At 73.0% G+C, this 14,814-nt stretch carries 13 protein-coding genes and 1 pseudogene; 3 read left to right on the top strand and 11 right to left on the bottom strand.

Annotation, left to right across the window (positions count from 1 at the left end):
- Nucleotides 1-243: 243 nt before the first annotated feature.
- On the bottom strand, nt 244-2,787 hold the full coding sequence (locus tag ACZ38L_RS11180) for an outer membrane protein assembly factor BamB family protein (protein ID WP_465691504.1): 2,544 nt from the start codon (nt 2,785-2,787) through the stop codon (nt 244-246).
- Nucleotides 2,788-3,164: 377 nt separating this feature from the next.
- Between ACZ38L_RS11180 and ACZ38L_RS11175 the strand changes: the two genes are divergently transcribed.
- On the top strand, nt 3,165-3,812 hold the full coding sequence (locus ACZ38L_RS11175; RefSeq protein ID WP_465691502.1) for a TetR/AcrR family transcriptional regulator: 648 nt from the start codon (nt 3,165-3,167) through the stop codon (nt 3,810-3,812).
- A gap of 176 nt (nt 3,813-3,988) precedes the next feature.
- Here the strand turns inward: ACZ38L_RS11175 and ACZ38L_RS11170 are convergent, their stop codons facing one another.
- From ACZ38L_RS11170 to ACZ38L_RS11145, 6 genes are all read right to left on the bottom strand, one after another.
- Complete coding sequence (locus ACZ38L_RS11170; protein WP_465691500.1) at nt 3,989-4,933, bottom strand: beta-ketoacyl-ACP synthase III; 945 nt, start codon at nt 4,931-4,933, stop codon at nt 3,989-3,991.
- 104 nt (nt 4,934-5,037) lie between these two features.
- Nucleotides 5,038-5,952, bottom strand: a complete 915-nt coding sequence (locus ACZ38L_RS11165; protein WP_465691498.1) for a L,D-transpeptidase family protein — start codon at nt 5,950-5,952, stop codon at nt 5,038-5,040.
- Between the two features lie 74 nt (nt 5,953-6,026).
- The gene (gene mqnE, locus ACZ38L_RS11160; protein WP_396555598.1) at nt 6,027-7,190 is read right to left on the bottom strand and encodes an aminofutalosine synthase MqnE; all 1,164 of its coding nucleotides are present in this window, start codon (nt 7,188-7,190) and stop codon (nt 6,027-6,029) included.
- A gap of 73 nt (nt 7,191-7,263) precedes the next feature.
- Nucleotides 7,264-8,226, bottom strand: a complete 963-nt coding sequence (locus ACZ38L_RS11155; protein ID WP_465691496.1) for a threonine ammonia-lyase — start codon at nt 8,224-8,226, stop codon at nt 7,264-7,266.
- An 8-nt stretch (nt 8,227-8,234) separates the two neighbouring features.
- Entirely contained in the window at nt 8,235-8,696 is a 462-nt protein-coding gene (locus tag ACZ38L_RS11150; protein WP_035800738.1) for an Lrp/AsnC family transcriptional regulator, read from the bottom strand.
- 119 nt (nt 8,697-8,815) lie between these two features.
- Nucleotides 8,816-9,499, bottom strand: coding sequence for a UbiX family flavin prenyltransferase (locus ACZ38L_RS11145; protein ID WP_465691493.1), 684 nt, complete (start codon nt 9,497-9,499; stop codon nt 8,816-8,818).
- A gap of 40 nt (nt 9,500-9,539) precedes the next feature.
- Between ACZ38L_RS11145 and ACZ38L_RS11140 the strand changes: the two genes are divergently transcribed.
- Nucleotides 9,540-10,274 (top strand): cyclase family protein, encoded by a 735-nt coding sequence (locus ACZ38L_RS11140; RefSeq protein WP_465691491.1) that lies wholly within the window; start codon nt 9,540-9,542, stop codon nt 10,272-10,274.
- Nucleotides 10,275-10,323: 49 nt separating this feature from the next.
- Nucleotides 10,324-10,998: pseudogene (locus tag ACZ38L_RS11135) on the top strand (MOSC domain-containing protein); the annotation flags it as partial.
- Between the two features lie 45 nt (nt 10,999-11,043).
- On the opposite strand, the gene ACZ38L_RS11130 reads toward ACZ38L_RS11135, so the two are convergent.
- The 4 genes from ACZ38L_RS11130 to ACZ38L_RS11115 form a co-directional block, all read right to left on the bottom strand.
- Complete coding sequence (locus ACZ38L_RS11130) at nt 11,044-11,418, bottom strand: VOC family protein (protein ID WP_465691540.1); 375 nt, start codon at nt 11,416-11,418, stop codon at nt 11,044-11,046.
- An 86-nt stretch (nt 11,419-11,504) separates the two neighbouring features.
- The gene (locus ACZ38L_RS11125) at nt 11,505-12,161 is read right to left on the bottom strand and encodes an NAD(P)-dependent oxidoreductase (RefSeq protein WP_465691489.1); all 657 of its coding nucleotides are present in this window, start codon (nt 12,159-12,161) and stop codon (nt 11,505-11,507) included.
- Nucleotides 12,162-12,180: 19 nt separating this feature from the next.
- Nucleotides 12,181-13,092 (bottom strand): menaquinone biosynthesis prenyltransferase MqnP, encoded by a 912-nt coding sequence (mqnP, locus tag ACZ38L_RS11120; RefSeq protein ID WP_465691487.1) that lies wholly within the window; start codon nt 13,090-13,092, stop codon nt 12,181-12,183.
- Nucleotides 13,089-14,546, bottom strand: coding sequence for a menaquinone biosynthesis decarboxylase (locus tag ACZ38L_RS11115; protein WP_465691485.1), 1,458 nt, complete (start codon nt 14,544-14,546; stop codon nt 13,089-13,091). The genes mqnP and ACZ38L_RS11115 overlap by 4 nt, the downstream gene beginning before the upstream one ends.
- Nucleotides 14,547-14,814: the final 268 nt, after the last annotated feature.

Genomic DNA, 14,814 nt, shown 5'->3' with positions numbered 1-14,814 from the left:
TCCTTCGTGGGGTGCACCTGAGCTGCCTCCGGTTCCGTGCGAGCGGACGGCCACGGCGCCCGGCAGGCCGAACGGGCGCGCGAACGCGCCACAGCGGGACACCAGGCCAAGTTTTGCCAGCATTCCACCCGTATGTCCGTTTGGACGGCAATGGCACGCCGACGGGCGGCGGACCCGGAAGGGAGTGCCTTCCCGGTCCGCCGCCCGTCGTCCGGTCCGGCGTCCGGGCCGCCGGCCGGTCCGTCAGCGGCGCTCGGGCACCGCCGTGCCGTAGGCCGCGTCCAGTGCGTATACGCAGCGGTCCTTGCTGCTGGCGAAGACCCGCCCGCCGACCGCGACCGGAGACCCGGTCAGCTCGCCCTTGGTGCCCAGCTCCCAGCGGAGCCGACCGGTCGCCAGGTCCACCGTGTGCAGCGAGTGGTCCCGGCTGCCCAGGTGCACCAGGCCGTCGGCGGCGGCCGGCGTACCGACGATCTCGCCGCGCGCCGCGTACCGCCACAGCTCGCGCCCGGCCCCCGTCTCGAAGGCGTAGAGCGTCTCGCCGCTGGCGATCAGCGCGGTGCCCCCGGAGACCACCACCGGCTCGGCGCCCTGCCGGCTGGCCGTCCGCGCCTGCCAGCGGACCCGGCCGGTCGCGCCGTCCAGGGCGTACAGGGTGCCCAGGTAGTCGGCCACGTAGACGGCCGGTGCCGGGGAGTCGTCCAGCGTCGGCGGGGTGAAGAGCACCACCGGTGCCTCGAACCGCCACCGCTCGACGCCGGTCACCGCGTCCAGCGCGTAGACCTTGGTCCCCGCCGTGACGTAGAACAGCCCACCGCGGGCGGTCGGGCGGGACGGCACGTCCTCGCCGACCGGGAACGCCCAGTGCAGCCGCCCGGTCCGCGGATCGGCGCAGTGCAGCCGCCCGCCGCCGTAGTAGCAGAGCGCGCCGGCCACCAGGGCCGGCCCGGACTGCGGGTTCTCGTAGTCCTGCTGGGCGTCGCCGGCCTGCCACAGCTCGGCGCCATTGGCGGCCGAGCGGACCTGCACCCCGCCGCCGCGCACGCCGCAGCAGAGCACCCCGTCCGCGACGTCCAGCGAGTAGACCCAGCCGTCCAGCGAGGTGCGCCACAGCTCGCCGCCGTCCCGCATGTCGACGGTGTAGAGGTGCGGACCGTCGGCGGCGTGCAGTCGGCCCGCGCCGACCGCCACCGCCCAGGCGACGTCCCGGGTCTTGTAGCGGCGCCGGCCGGAGGCGATGTCCAGCGCGTGCACCTCGAAGCTGGAGATGAACAGGGTGCCGTCGGCGGCCACCGGGGTGCCCCAGACGTCGTTGGACATCCGGAACCGCCACGGCCGCCACGGCCCCTGCACCGTCGCCCCCGCCGAAGGGGTGGCCGAGGGGATGGCGGGTGGGATGGCGGGTGGGGTGGCCGGTGGGGTGGCCGGTGCGGCGTGCGCGGCCGTCCGCCGGACCCAGTCCGTCTCGGCCGGCGCCGAACCGCCGGTCGCCCTGTCAGGCTCCGGGCCGTGCGCCTGCGGGCCCGGTCCTATCCGCACCGAGGCCCCCGAGAGCCGGATCTCCTCGCCCACCGGTTCGCGCCGGTGCCGCCGCGCGGCGCCCAGCTTGGCGGTGGAGACCTCGCCGTCCAGCGCCGAGCCACCGCCCGTGGGCCGCGCGCTCGGCGGGCCGACCTGGTGGCCGCCGCCCAGCGTGCGCGGATCGACCGGCTCGGGCCTGCGCGGCGGCGCGGCCGACCGCCACCCGGCGTCCGGCCCGGCCGCCAGGTACGGATCCGGGACGCCACCGCGCCCGGTCGGGGCCGGCGGCCCGGGCGGCATCGCGGGCATCGGCGGGGCGGCCACCGCGGCCGAAGCCGCCGGCGCAGGGGCGACCGCCCGTGCCCCGGGCAGCTGACGACCCCGCCGCTTGCGCTCGATCAGGTCCAGCGCGACCGGCGGCAGCCAGTCGCCGCCCTCCTCACCGGCGTCGTCGCGGGAGAACAGGTGCGGCGCCAGCTCGGCCTGGATCTGCGCCGGCGTCGGCCGGTGCTCGGGCGCCGGCCGCATGCAGGCCCGCACCAGGTCCACCAGCTCCACCGGCAGCCCCGACAGGTCCGGCTGTTCACGCAGCAGCTTGAAGACCGTCTCCACCGGGTTGCCACCGTGGTAGGGCGGGTGCCCGGTGGCGCAGAAGACCAGCAGCGAGCCGAGCGAGAAGACGTCGCTCGCGCCGGTCACGCTCCGGCTGTCCTTGGCCTGCTCGGGCGACATGTAGGCGGGGGTGCCGACCGCGACGTTGGTCATGGTCAGCCGGGTGTGCGAGACCCCGGCGGCGATCCCGAAGTCGATCACCCGCGGGCCGTCCTCGACCACCAGCACGTTCGACGGTTTCAGGTCACGGTGCACCAGACCCGCCGCATGGATGGACTGCAAGGCCTCGGCGATCCCGGCGACCAGCCACCGGGTGGCGTCCACCGGCAGCGGCCCGCAGGCGTCGACCAGGTCCTCCAGCGAGGGCGCCGGCACGTACGCGGTGGCCAGCCAGGGCACCGGGGCGTCCGCGTCGGCGTCCACCACCGCGGCCGTGTAGAAGCCCCCCACGGTCTTCGCCGCCGCGATCTCCCGCGCGAAGCGGACCCGGAACAGCTCGTCCTCGGCCAGCTCCCCGCGGACCGTCTTGATCGCCACCCGCCGGCCGGACGCGGAGCGTGCCAGATAGACCAGCCCCATCCCACCGGCGCCCAGGCGTCCGAGCACCTCAAAGGGCCCGATCCGTCTCGGATCCTGCGCCGTCAGCTGGTTCACTCGGCTGCCACCTCCCCGTCCGCGCGCCACCCGTTCGGGGGCCGGAGACGATTGTCCAATGCCCCCGCCGTCTGAGCCAATCTCCCCCTGCCGGGCCGGGGGCCGTGTCGCGCCAGGGTGGCCGGTTCCCGCTGTCGTGCCGTCGATTCGGTCCGGTTCGGCACCAACTGACGCCTCCTCGCCGTTCACCGCATTCACGCGGAAGGCTACGGAGAGCTACCCGACCTGACTTCAGTCCACCCGCCGTCACTCTGTGCCGTCATCAGCACACGGGGGGGCTTCGAAATATCGCTATCCGAGCCCCATTACCACCCCCGGCCGGACTAATAGTCGCATCACCGAATCGCGCCATGATCGGTGCGCGGTAAGCTGACGGCATGACAGGACAAGTTCGCACCGTCGACGGTCGCGTCGCCGGGCGACGCGGACAGGAGACGCGGCAGAAGCTGCTCGACTGCCTCCGCGAGATGCTCAGCACGTCGCCGTACCGGGACGTCAAGGTCATCGACGTCGCCCGTATGGCAGGTACCTCCCCCGCGACCTTCTACCAGTACTTCCCCGATGTCGAGGGCGCCGTCCTTGAGATCGCTGAGGAAATGGCCAAGGACAGCGTCGAGCTCAAAGCGCTCGTCGATGGAAAGTCCTGGGCAGGAAAGTCCGGCACCACCACCTCCGAAGAACTGGTGGACGGATTCCTTGCCTTCTGGCGCAAGAACGATGCCATTCTGCGAGTGGTCACACTCGGTGCCGCGGAAGGGGACAAGCGGTTCTTCAAGATCCGCATGACGGTCCTCAACGCGGTGGCCAAGCCACTCTCGGATGCCATCAAGGACCTCCAGGCCAAGGGCCAGGCCGACAAGGCGCAGGACGCCGCGGCGGTGGCCGGTTCGCTGATCTCGTTGCTCGCCTCGGCGGCCGAGCACCAGAAGGCGTTCACCTCCTGGGGCGTCAAGGTCAAGGACCTCAAACCCACCCTCGCCCCCCTGGTCTACCTGGGCGTCACCGGCAAGAAGCCACCCAGATAGCCACCCCTACGACCACGCAGTACCTGTGCTCGCGCGTGCCCCCGGCCTCCTGTCCGGGGACGTCGGGCGGCGGCCGTGTCCTCGGGGGAGGTTCGCCGACGTACCGCAAACGCGCGGCCGAGAACGCCTGTGGGCGGGACCCGGAAGGGGTCCCGCCCACACTGCCGTCCGGCTGCTCAGGGGCAGCGGACGACCTGGCCGGCGTAGGCCAGACCGCCGCCGAAGCCGAAGAGCAGCACCGGGTCACCGGTGACCAGCTCGCCGCGCTCGACCAGCTTGCTCAGCGCCAGCGGGATCGAGGCGGCCGAGGTGTTGCCGGAGTCCACCACGTCCCGCGCGATCACCGCGTCGGGCGCGCCGAGCTTGTTGGCGATCGCGTCGATGATCCGCAGGTTGGCCTGGTGGGCCACGAAGCCCTTGAGCTCGCTCGGGTCCAGCCCGGCCCGCTCGCAGGTCCGCCGGGCCAGCGGGGCGATCTGGGTGGTGGCCCAGCGGAACACCGACTGGCCCTGCTGGCTGATCACCGGCTGCCAGCCGGTGATGGTCACCGCGTCGTTCTTCTCCGGTTCGGAGCCCCAGACCACCGGCCCGATGCCCGGCTCGGCACCCTCCGGCTGCGCCTCCACCAGGGCGGCCCCCGCGCCGTCCGCGAAGATCACGCAGGTGGACCGGTCGGTCCAGTCCACGGTGTCCGACATCCGCTCGGCACCGATCACCAGCGCCCGGCGGGCCGCGCCGGCCCGGATCGCGTGGTCGGCGGTGGCCAGCGCGTACGAGAAGCCCGAGCAGACCGTGTTGATGTCGTAGGCGGCGGGCGAGGGGATGCCGAGTCGCGCCGCCACCGCGCAGGCGGTGTTCGGGCTGCGCTCGACGGCGGTGCAGGTCGCCACCACCACCAGGTCGATCTCCCGGGCCGACCGTCCGCCGGCGGCCAGCGCCTTCTGCGCCGCCTCGGTGGCGAGGTCGACGAGCGTCTCGCCCTCGGCGATGTGCCGCTGCCGGATGCCCACCCGGCTGCGGATCCACTCGTCGTCCGTGTCGACCAGCTTGGCCAGGTCGTCGTTGGTGAGGACCTTGGGAGGCTGGTAGTGGCCGAGCGCCACAATGCGGGAACCGGTCATGCTGCCACTCAAACGGTTACTCACGCGTTAACTGCTCACGGTCGGTGACAGGATCCGGCCCCGGATGCTGTAGGGCCTGCACAACAGGCCTTGCGCGGTAAGGGCTACACCGCGAGCGAGGCGGCGTCCCCCATCGCGATCACCGGGTGCGCGGCCGGGTCCAGCGCCCTGAGCAGCGAGATCATGTCAGGTTCGGCCAGCGAGACGCAGGCGTGGGTCGGGCCGCCGTGGTCGACGTGCAGCCAGATCCCGCCGCCCTTGTCGGTGCCCTGCGGTTCGCGCGGGTCCAGCGGGGAGGTGCCGGTCACCCGGTTGTAGTCGACCGCCACCACGTAGTCGAAGGAGCCGGCCAGCGACTCCCCGTCGAAACCGGTCCCGGTGGCCACGAAGCCGCTGTCCTGGTGGTACGGGAGCCGGCTGCCCGGGTCGGCCTTCAGGCCGCCCGCGTCGCTGAGCGTGAAGACCCCGATCGGGCTGCGCAGGTCGCCGGCGGTGTGGTCGGCCGTCCAGCCCGCGTCACCGTTGTGCGCGGCCCAGGTGGGGCCGGGGCTCCAGCGGCCGTCGGGGGTGCGGCTCCACAGCGTGACCGCGGTGGTCGAGGAGTCCCTGCCGGCCCCGGAGGCCAGCACCACCTGGGTGGTGTCGGCGGGTATTCGGGCGAGGAAGGACGCGCCGAGCCCGGGAATCGCCGGTTGGCCGCTCGGCTGGGCGGCCGGCGACGGGGACGCGGAGGGGGTGGCGGCACCCGCCGCGGGTGACGGCAGGTCAGGGGTGCTCCGGGGCAGCGCCTCGGCCTGGCCGCCGGTCAGGCTGCCCGGGCCGACCGTGAACCAGCCCGCCGCCGCGGCGACCAGCACCGCGACCGTCCCGGTCAGCGCCCCGCGGCGGCGGCGCGACCTGCGGCGACGGCCCCGGGACTGCGCCCGGGAGCCCGGAACGGCGGCGCCGCCGGGCCGGCCCGCGGAGGCGGGACCGGCACTGCGACGGCGCTTGGCGGAGGAGCGATGGGATCCGGACATGCAATCGATAGTCGCAAATCCCGCGGCAGTTGAGAAACCACCGAACCCTAAATCGGGCTGAAGCAGGGGCGCGGTCAGAGCCGCATCGCCTGCGGGGTCTCCCGGCGCAGCAGGTCGGGGCCGTCGTACTCGCGGATCACCTCGTAGCGGGTGTTGCGCTCCACCGGCCGGAACCCGGCGTCCCGGATCAGCTCCAGCAGGTCGTCGCGGCCCAGCTTGTTGGGCGTGCCGAAGTTGTCCGCGTCGTGGGTGATCTTGTACTCGACGACCGAGCCGTCCATGTCGTCCGCACCGTGGCTGAGCGCCAGCTGGGCGGTGGTGACACCGTGCATCACCCAGAAGACCTTGACGTGCGGCACGTTGTCGAAGAGCAGCCGGGAGACCGCGAAGGTCTTCAGCGCCTCGGCACCGGTGGCCATCTCGGTCCGGGCCATCAGCCGGTTGCGGACCACGCCGTCCTTGGAGTCGTGGAAGTCGTGCTGGTAGCGCAGCGGGATGAAGACCTGGAAACCGCCGGTCTCGTCCTGCAGTTCGCGCAGCCGCAGCACGTGGTCGACCCGGTGCCGGGGCTCCTCGATGTGCCCGTAGAGCATGGTGCACGGGGTCTTCAGGCCCTTCTGGTGGGCCAGTCGGTGGATCCGCGACCAGTCCTCCCAGTGGGTCTCGTGGTCGACGATGTGCTGCCGGACCTCCCAGTCGAAGATCTCCGCGCCGCCGCCGGTCAGCGACTCCAGGCCGGCGTCGATCAACTCGTCCAGGATCTCCGAGGCGGAGAGACCGCTGATCTTCTCGAACCAGTGGATCTCGGTGGCGGTGAAGGCCTTCAGCGAGACGTTCGGCAGCGCCGCCTTCAACTCCCGCAGCGAGCGCGGGTAGTAGCGCCAGGGCAGGGTCGGGTGCAGGCCGTTGACGATGTGCAGCTCGGTGAGCGAGTCCACCTCCATCGCCTTGGCGAGCCGGACGGCCTCCTCGATCCGCATGGTGTAGGCGTCCTTCTCGCCCGGCTTGCGCTGGAACGAGCAGTAGGCGCAGGAGGCGGCGCACACGTTGGTCATGTTGAGGTGGCGGTTGACGTTGAAGTGGACGACGTCGCCGTTCTTCCTCGTCCGCACGTGGTGTGCCAGACCGCCCAGCCAGGCCAGGTCGTCGCTCTCGTAGAGGGCGATGCCGTCCTCGCGGGTCAGCCGCTCGCCCGCGTAGACCTTCGCCTCCAGCTCGCGCTTGAGCCCTGCGTCCATGCGGTGACCCGCCTCCTCGTCCTTCGATCCGATGGCCGCGGTCTCGGGTCCGCGGCCGGATCCGAGACTACGCCTACCCCGCGAGCAGCTCCGACAGCAGCGCGGGTTCCAGGTTGCCGCCGCTCACCACGGCGGCGAAGACCCGGCCGCCGAGTTCGCCGGCCCGGGACAGGTAGGCGGCCGTGGTGACCGCGCCGGAGGGCTCGGCGACCAGCCGGCCGCGCCGGGCCAGCACCGCCACCGCGGCGCGGATCTCCGCCTCGCCGACCGTGACGACATCGTCCACGTAGGCCTGCAGGTGCTCGAAGGGCAGCGCGCCGACGCTCGGGGTGCGCAGGCCGTCGGCGACGGTCCGGTAGGTGTCGGCCACCGGCCATATGACGCGCTCGCCGGTGCGCAGGCTCGCCTGCGCGTCGGCCGCCAGCTCGGGCTCGACGCCGACCACCCGGACGCCCGGCGTGGTGAGCTTGATCGCGGCGGCGACGCCGCTGATCAGGCCGCCGCCGCTGACCGGGACGAGCACGGTGTCCAGCTCGTCCGGGGCGTCCTCGCCGATCTCCAGGCCGACCGTGCCCTGCCCCGCGATGATGTACGGATCGTCGTACGGCGGCACCCAGACGTACCCGTGCCGCTCCGCCAGCTCGCTCGGCACCGTGTCGCGGTCGTCCGGCGCGACCAGCACCACCTCGGCGCCGAACGAGCGGGTGTTGGCGACCTTGACCGCCGGCGAGGTGTCCGGCATCACGATCACCGCCTTGATGCCGAGCAGCCGCGCGGCGTACGCGACGGCCTGCGCGTGGTTGCCGCTGGACTGGGCGACCACTCCGTGGGCCCGCTCCTCGCCGCTCAGCACGGCCAGCCGGTTGTACGCCCCGCGGATCTTGAAGGCGCCGGTCGGCTGCAGGTTCTCCGGCTTGAGCCAGAGCCGCCTGGTGCCGTCGGCGGCCCACGGACAGGGCATCAGCGGCGTCCGGACCGCCACTCCGGCGATCCGCCGCTGGGCGGCCCGCAGCTCCTCCAGACCCACCAGTGCCATGGCGGCCCTCACTCTCCCGCGTCGAGGGGCAGTTCGCTGACCCGGTTCTCCCACTTGGTGGAGAGCACGACGGTGGTCCGGGTGCGGGCCACCCCCTTGGTCCCCGAGAGCCGCTTGACCACCGACTCCAGGCCCTCCACGTCGGAGACCCGGACCTTGAGCATGTACGAGTCGTCGCCCGCGATGAACCAGCAGTCCTCCACCTCGCCGAGGTCCTTCAGCCGGTGCGCCACGTCCTCGTGGTCGGCGGCGTCGGTGAGTTGAAGGCCGATCAGGGCGGTGACCCCGAAGCCGAGCGAGGCCGGGTTGACGGTGGCCCGGTAGCCGGTGATCACGCCGGCCTGCTCCAGGCGGTTGATCCGGTCCGTGACGCTGGGGCCCGACAGGCCCACCAGGCGGCCAAGTTCGGCGTAGGAGGCTCGTCCGTTCTCCCGGAGTGCCTGGATGAGCTGTCTGTCGACCGTGTCCATGTACCGTCCGCGTCCTTCCGAACCTAGCCAGAGCCAGAGATCATTATCCGGAATCCAAGGGCCCGCGTACGGAGCAACCCGGATATCGCAGAGAACATACTCTCCCCTGACGGGTCCGCCTACGCCCCGTCCGAGCGGGCCGCACCCAACTCGCCCTCCCAACGCCGGTAGAGCCGGTGCGGGACGCCGACCGCGTCCAGCACCCGGCCGGCCACGAAGTCCACCAGTTCCCGGGCGGTGGAGCCGCCGGCGTAGAAACCGGGCGAGGCGGGCAGCACCACGGCGCCGGCCGTGTCCAGCTCGACCAGGTGGCGCAGCGTCACCCCGTCGAGCGGCGTCTCGCGGACGCAGACCACCAGCGGACGGCGCTCCTTGAGGGTGACGGCGGCGGCACGTTGCAGCAGATCCTTGCTCAGGCCCAGGGCGATCCCGGCCACCGCGCCGGTGGTGGCGGGGACCACCAGCATCCCCTTGGCGGGGTACGAGCCACTGGACGGGCCGGCCGCGAAGTCACCGGCGGCCCAGTACCGGACGTCGGCCAGGTCGACCTCCGGCGCGTCGGGGGTGACCTCGGCGTCGGCCCCGGCCAGCCAGGCGGCCAGGTCGGTGCGCCAGTGCGCGTCGCGGAACGCGATGCCGGTCTCGTCCAGGATGGTCAGCCGGGCGGCCCGGCTGACCACCAGGTCCACCGCCTCGCCCGCCGCCAGCAGCGCTCGAATCACCGAGGCCGCGTACGGCGTGCCGGACGCGCCGGACACCCCCACCACCCAGGGACGTCTCGGTGCCCTCTGTTCCTTGCTCATACCTCGCACCCTAGAGCCTGCGACGCGGGAGGATGGCGGGGTGACTTCTCCGTCGGCGCCGTTCCTGATCGACCTCACCCACCAGCTCACCACCGGCATGCCGGTCTACCCCGGCGACCCCGAGGTGGCGCTGCGGCCGGTGCTGACCACGGACACCGCCGGGGTGAACGTGCTCCGCGTGCACCTCGGCTCACAGTCCGGCACCCATGTGGACGCGCCCTACCACGTGGACGTCACCTGGCCGACCCTGGACGGTCTGCCGCTGGAGCTGTTCACCGGGCCCGCGGTGCTGGCCGACCTGCGGGCGCTGCCGGCCCGGACCGCGGTGACCGCCGATCAGCTGGCCCCCGCGCTGGCCCGGGTGGCCGCTCCGGGCACCGTGCTGCTGCTGGCCACCGGCTGGCCGCGGTTCTGGGGGACGGACCGCTACCTGGCACACCCCTACCTCAGCCCGGCCGCCGCCGAGGCGATCGCCCGGGCGGGGGTGCGGACCGTCGGGGTGGACGCGCTGAGCGTGGACCGCACCCCCGACCCCGGCGCGCCCGACGGCGCGCCCGGCGGCCTGGCCGGGGCGGCGGCGGAGCCGGCGCTGGCCGCGCACCGGATCCTGCTCGGCGGGCCCGAGGGCGGGGTGATCGCGGAGAACCTCACCGACCTCACCCCGCTGCTGGAGGCCCAGGCCCGCGACCGCCCGATCACGGTCAGCCTCTTCCCGATCCGGCTGGCCGCCGCCGACGGCGCCCCGATCCGCGCGGTGGCGACGGTCGGCGGCTAGCCGCAAAGGTCTAGACCATGCCTAGGGGCACCCGCTAGGCCGACCCCTCGTGGGGGAGATCACCGGTGTGGTCGAGCGGCTCTGGCGCTACCCCGTGAAGTCCACCGCCGGGGAGCGGCTGAGCGAGGTCGCCGTCGACGGGCGAGGGCTGGCCGGAGACCGGCTGTACGCGGTGCGGGACGGCGAGGGCCGGTTCGGCTCGGGCAAGAACACCCGGCGGTTCCGCCGGATGGACGGGCTGCTGCGGCTCGGCTCACGGCTCGGCACCCGGCCCGACGCGCCCGTCCTGCTCGACCCGCTCGGCCGCGCGGTCCCCGACCCGACCGCCTTCCTCCGCGCCTACCTGCGGCGCGCCGACGTCGAACTGGCCCGCGAGGACACCGTCTCGCACTTCGACCAGCTGCCGGTCAGCGTGCTCAGCACGGCCACCCTGGACTGGGTCCGCGAGGCCGTGCCGACCGCGTTGATCGACGAACGGCGGTTCCGTCCCAACATCGTGCTCCGCACCCCGCCCGGGAGCAGGCCGTTCGTCGAGGACGACTGGCTCGGCCGGGAGGGCCGGCAGTCCTCGGGCGCGCGACTCGCCTTCGTCCGGGCCAGCGAGCGCTGCGCGATGACCGGCACGGCCCAGCCCGGCCTGCCGCACGCACCCGAGATCCTGCGCGCCGTCCCCCGCTGGCACGACGGCCGGCTCGACGCACTGGCCACCGTCACCGCCCCGGGCCCGCTCAGGGTCGCGACCGCCTGGTGCTGGGCTAGCGGCCGGCCCTCAGGGCTTCTGGCGGACCAGGCAGAACGGGTGGCCGGCCGGATCGAGGTAGACCCGGAAATCGGTCTCGGCGTCCTTGCGCACCGCCCCCAGCGCGAGCACCCGCTCCTCGGCGACGTCCAGGTCGGCGACCGCGACGTCCAGGTGGAACTGCTGCGGGTGCGCCGGATCCGGCCACATCGGCGGCCGGTAGTCCTCCACCCGCTGGAACGCCAGCACCGTGCCCCCGGGGGTGTGCACGGTCGACCACTCCTCGTCCAGCTCCCAGCGCGGATCGGGCCGGTCCACCTCCCCGCCCAGCACGGCCGCGTAGAAGTGCGCCAGCCCCGCCGGGTAGTGGCAGTCCAGGACGATGCTCTCCAGGCTCCCGATCATGCCGCCCTCTCCTCACCCTCCGAACCCTCCGACACCGGCCAGCTCCAGGATCCGCCGGACCGCGCCGCCGGGCCACCGGCCCGGCGTCAGTAGGCCACGCCGACGGCCTGCCCGACGGTGGCCGGATCGTCCAGGCAGGCGAGCAGGGTGGCGGCCAGGTCGGCGCGCCCGAGCACGTGGCCCCGCCGGACGTTGCCGCCGATCTCCCGCCGCACCCCGCCTCGGCGCGGCCGGTCGATCAGCCGGGGCGGGCGGACCACCGTCCAGTCGGTCCCGCTCGCCCGGATCAGTTCCTCCATCCGGGTCAGGTCCAGGTGGACCTCCCGGAAGACGCTGTTGACCAGCGGGTTCACCAGCAACCGGTAGAGCGGCGTCTCCCCCGGCGCGGGCGGCGCGACCGGCGCGGCGCTGACCGCGACGAAGCGCCGCACGCCCTCGTCCGACAGCGCGGCGAGGATCGCGCGGACCCCGGACGAGGTGACGTCGCTCGCCGCCCGTCCGTGCGGCCCGAGCACGCTGATCGCGGCGTCGGCGCCGCGGACGGTGGGCCGCAGTGCCGCCGGGTCGGTGATGTCGACGGTCCGCACCGAGAGCCGGGGGTGCCGGACGGTGAGCCCGGCCGGGTCGCGGACCACCCCGGTGACCTGGTGCCCGGCGTCCAGCGCCTGCTGGACCAGCTGGACCCCGGTCCGTCCGGTGGCCCCGAAGACCGTGAGTCGCATGGCGACCTCCAGAGTGCTCACGCCCCAGGATCCGCGCGGCTCAGCCGGCCCGCAGCCCGCGCAGGGCCAGGTCGAGCAGCGCGAAGACGAACAACGAGATCCCGACGAAGCCGTTGGTGGTGAAGAACGCCCGGTTCAGCCGGGACAGGTCGCCCGGCTTGACGATCGAGTGCTCGTAGAGGAACGCGCAGACCACCACCGCGAGCCCCACGTAGAACGCCGGCCCGGCGTGGGTGAGCACCCCGTACCAGGCCAGCAGGGCGGTGGTGACGACGTGGCAGGCGCGCGCGCCGTACAGCGCGGCGGCGATGCCGAAGCGGGCCGGCACCGAGCGCACCCCCTCGGCGCGGTCGGCGGCGACGTCCTGACAGCCGAAGATCAGGTCGAAGCCGCCGATCCAGACGCCGACCGCGAGCCCGAGCACCACCGCGTCCCAGGACCAGCTGCCGGTGACGGCCAGCCAGGCACCGACCGGTCCCATCGCCTGGGCCAGGCCGAGGATCGCGTGCGGGAAGTCGGTGAACCGCTTGCCGTACGGATAGACCACCATCGGCACCACGGCCACCGGCGCCAGCCACAGGCAGAGCGGGTTGAGCAGGGCCGCGGCGCCGAGGAAGACCAGCAGCGCCACCCCGGAGCCGGTGTAGGCGGTGCGCAGCGAGACCGCGCCGGTCACCAGCTCGCGGGTGACGGTGCGCGGGTTACGGGCGTCGATCTCCCGGTCGATGATCCGGTTCGCCGCCATCGCGAAGGTCCGCAGGCTGACCATGGCGACCGTGACGATCAGCAGGGTCGCCCAGTGCACCCGCCGGTCGGCCAGGAACATCGCGCTGAGGGTGGCGATGTAGGCGAAGGGCAGGGCGAAGACCGAGTGCTCGATCAGCACCAGGCGCAGGAAGGCCTTGGCCTTGCCCGGCGGCGGGGTCTCGATCAGGTCGGCGGTGGCGCTCACAGCCCGTACTCCGTCCAGCGCTTGGTGACCAGTGCGGCGGTGGCCGGGTCCGAGCTGACCATCTCCGGCCAGCCGCCGTCCCGGGTGTAGCCCTCCTCGGGGAGCTTGCGGGTGGCGTCGATGCCCGCCTTGCCTCCCCAGAACTGCTGGTAGGAGGCGTGGTCCAGGTGGTCCACCGGCCCCTCGACCACGGACAGGTCGCGGCTGTAGTCGACGTTGCCGAAGGCCCGCCAGGCGACCTCCTGGTAGTCGTGCACGTCGCAGTCGGCGTCCACCACGATGATCAGCTTGGTCAGCGACATCATGTGCGCGCCCCAGATGGCGTGCATCACCTTCTGCGCGTGCTTCGGGTACTTCTTGTCGATCGAGACGATCGCGCAGTTGTGGAAGCCGCCGGCCTCGGGCAGGTCGTAGTCGACGATGTCCGGGATGATGATCTTCAGCAGCGGCAGGAAGAACCGCTCGGTGAACTTGCCCAGCGGGCCGTCCTCGGTCGGCGGGCGGCCGACCACGATGGACTGCAGGATCGGCCGGCGGCGCATGGTGACGCAGTCGATGGTGAGCGCCGGGAACGGCTCCTGCGGGGTGTAGAAGCCGGTGTGGTCGCCGAACGGACCCTCCGGCAGCTCCTTCCCGGGCTCCAGCCAGCCCTCCAGCACCACCTCGGCGTCGGCCGGCACCTGGAGCGGGACGGTCTTGCAGTCCACCATCCGGACCCGCTCGCCGGCCACGAACCCGGCGAACAGGTACTCGTCGATGTCCCCCGGCAGCGGCGCGGTGGCCGCGTAGGTGACCGCCGGCGGGCAGCCGAAGGCGATCGCCACCGGCAGCCGCTCACCGCGCTTGGCGGCCACCGCGGCGTGGTTGCGGCTGTCCTTGTGGATCTGCCAGTGCATGCCGATGGTGCGCTTGTCGTGCCGCTGGAGGCGGTAGAGGCCGAGGTTGCGGACCCCGGTGTCCGGGTCCTTGGTGTGGGTCAGGCCCAGGTTGAAGAACGAGCCACCGTCCAGCGGCCAGGTGAAGAGCGCGGGCAGGGTGTCCAGGTCGACCTGGTCGCCGGTGAGCACCACCTCCTGCACCGGGGCCTCGGTCGGCTTGACCCTGCGCGGCGGCACGTGCGCCATCGAGGCGAGCTTGCCGAAGGCGTCCCGGAACCCGGTGAAGCCCTGCGGCAGCTCGGGCTTCAGCAGGCCGGAGATCTTCTCCGCGATGTCGTCGGGGGACTTCAGGCCGAGCGACTTGGCCAGCCGGCGCTCGGTGCCGAAGACGTTCATCGCCAGCGGCATCGTCGAGCCCTTGACGTTCTCGAAGAGCAGGGCCGGGCCCTTGGCCTTCTGCACGCGGTCGACGATCTCGCCGATCTCCAGGTACGGGTCCACCTCGACCTTGATCCGCTTGAGGTCGCCGTCACGTTCCAGAGCCCGCAGAAAGGAGCGGAGATCGTCGTATGCCATGCCAGCCAGTATCGGCCACCCGGTGGTCCGCCCCGGAACAGGTCCCCCCGACCGCGACGCCGGCGGCGTGGCAGGTCACCTAACCCGGACGGCCTACCGTGGCTGATCAGCTCAGACGCCCGCTTTTGGCGCATCCCTACGAGTCCGCCCGGCTCGCGGAGCCGCCCGGACAGCCCGCTCGACGATCTCTCCGGCCCGCTCGGCCGGCGGCTCGGCGAGCCGGCCGGAAACCGTGCGAATCGGCCCTGAACTGGGCAATCACCCCGCT

The sequence above is a fragment of the Kitasatospora sp. NPDC024654 genome (assembly GCF_055559155.1).
This window is presented reverse-complemented; position numbering and strand designations above follow the sequence as displayed.

Excerpts from the sequence above, each read along its gene's own strand:
- ACZ38L_RS11175 (WP_465691502.1), top strand. The coding sequence starts at position 3,165 with ATGACAGGACAAGTTCGCACCGTCGACGGTCGCGTCGCCGGGCGACGC.
- ACZ38L_RS11170 (WP_465691500.1), bottom strand. The coding sequence starts at position 4,933 with ATGACCGGTTCCCGCATTGTGGCGCTCGGCCACTACCAGCCTCCCAAG.
- ACZ38L_RS11165 (WP_465691498.1), bottom strand. The coding sequence starts at position 5,952 with ATGTCCGGATCCCATCGCTCCTCCGCCAAGCGCCGTCGCAGTGCCGGT.
- mqnE (WP_396555598.1), bottom strand. The coding sequence starts at position 7,190 with ATGGACGCAGGGCTCAAGCGCGAGCTGGAGGCGAAGGTCTACGCGGGC.
- ACZ38L_RS11155 (WP_465691496.1), bottom strand. The coding sequence starts at position 8,226 with ATGGCACTGGTGGGTCTGGAGGAGCTGCGGGCCGCCCAGCGGCGGATC.
- ACZ38L_RS11150 (WP_035800738.1), bottom strand. The coding sequence starts at position 8,696 with ATGGACACGGTCGACAGACAGCTCATCCAGGCACTCCGGGAGAACGGA.
- ACZ38L_RS11145 (WP_465691493.1), bottom strand. The coding sequence starts at position 9,499 with ATGAGCAAGGAACAGAGGGCACCGAGACGTCCCTGGGTGGTGGGGGTG.
- ACZ38L_RS11130 (WP_465691540.1), bottom strand. The coding sequence starts at position 11,418 with ATGATCGGGAGCCTGGAGAGCATCGTCCTGGACTGCCACTACCCGGCG.
- ACZ38L_RS11115 (WP_465691485.1), bottom strand. The coding sequence starts at position 14,546 with ATGGCATACGACGATCTCCGCTCCTTTCTGCGGGCTCTGGAACGTGAC.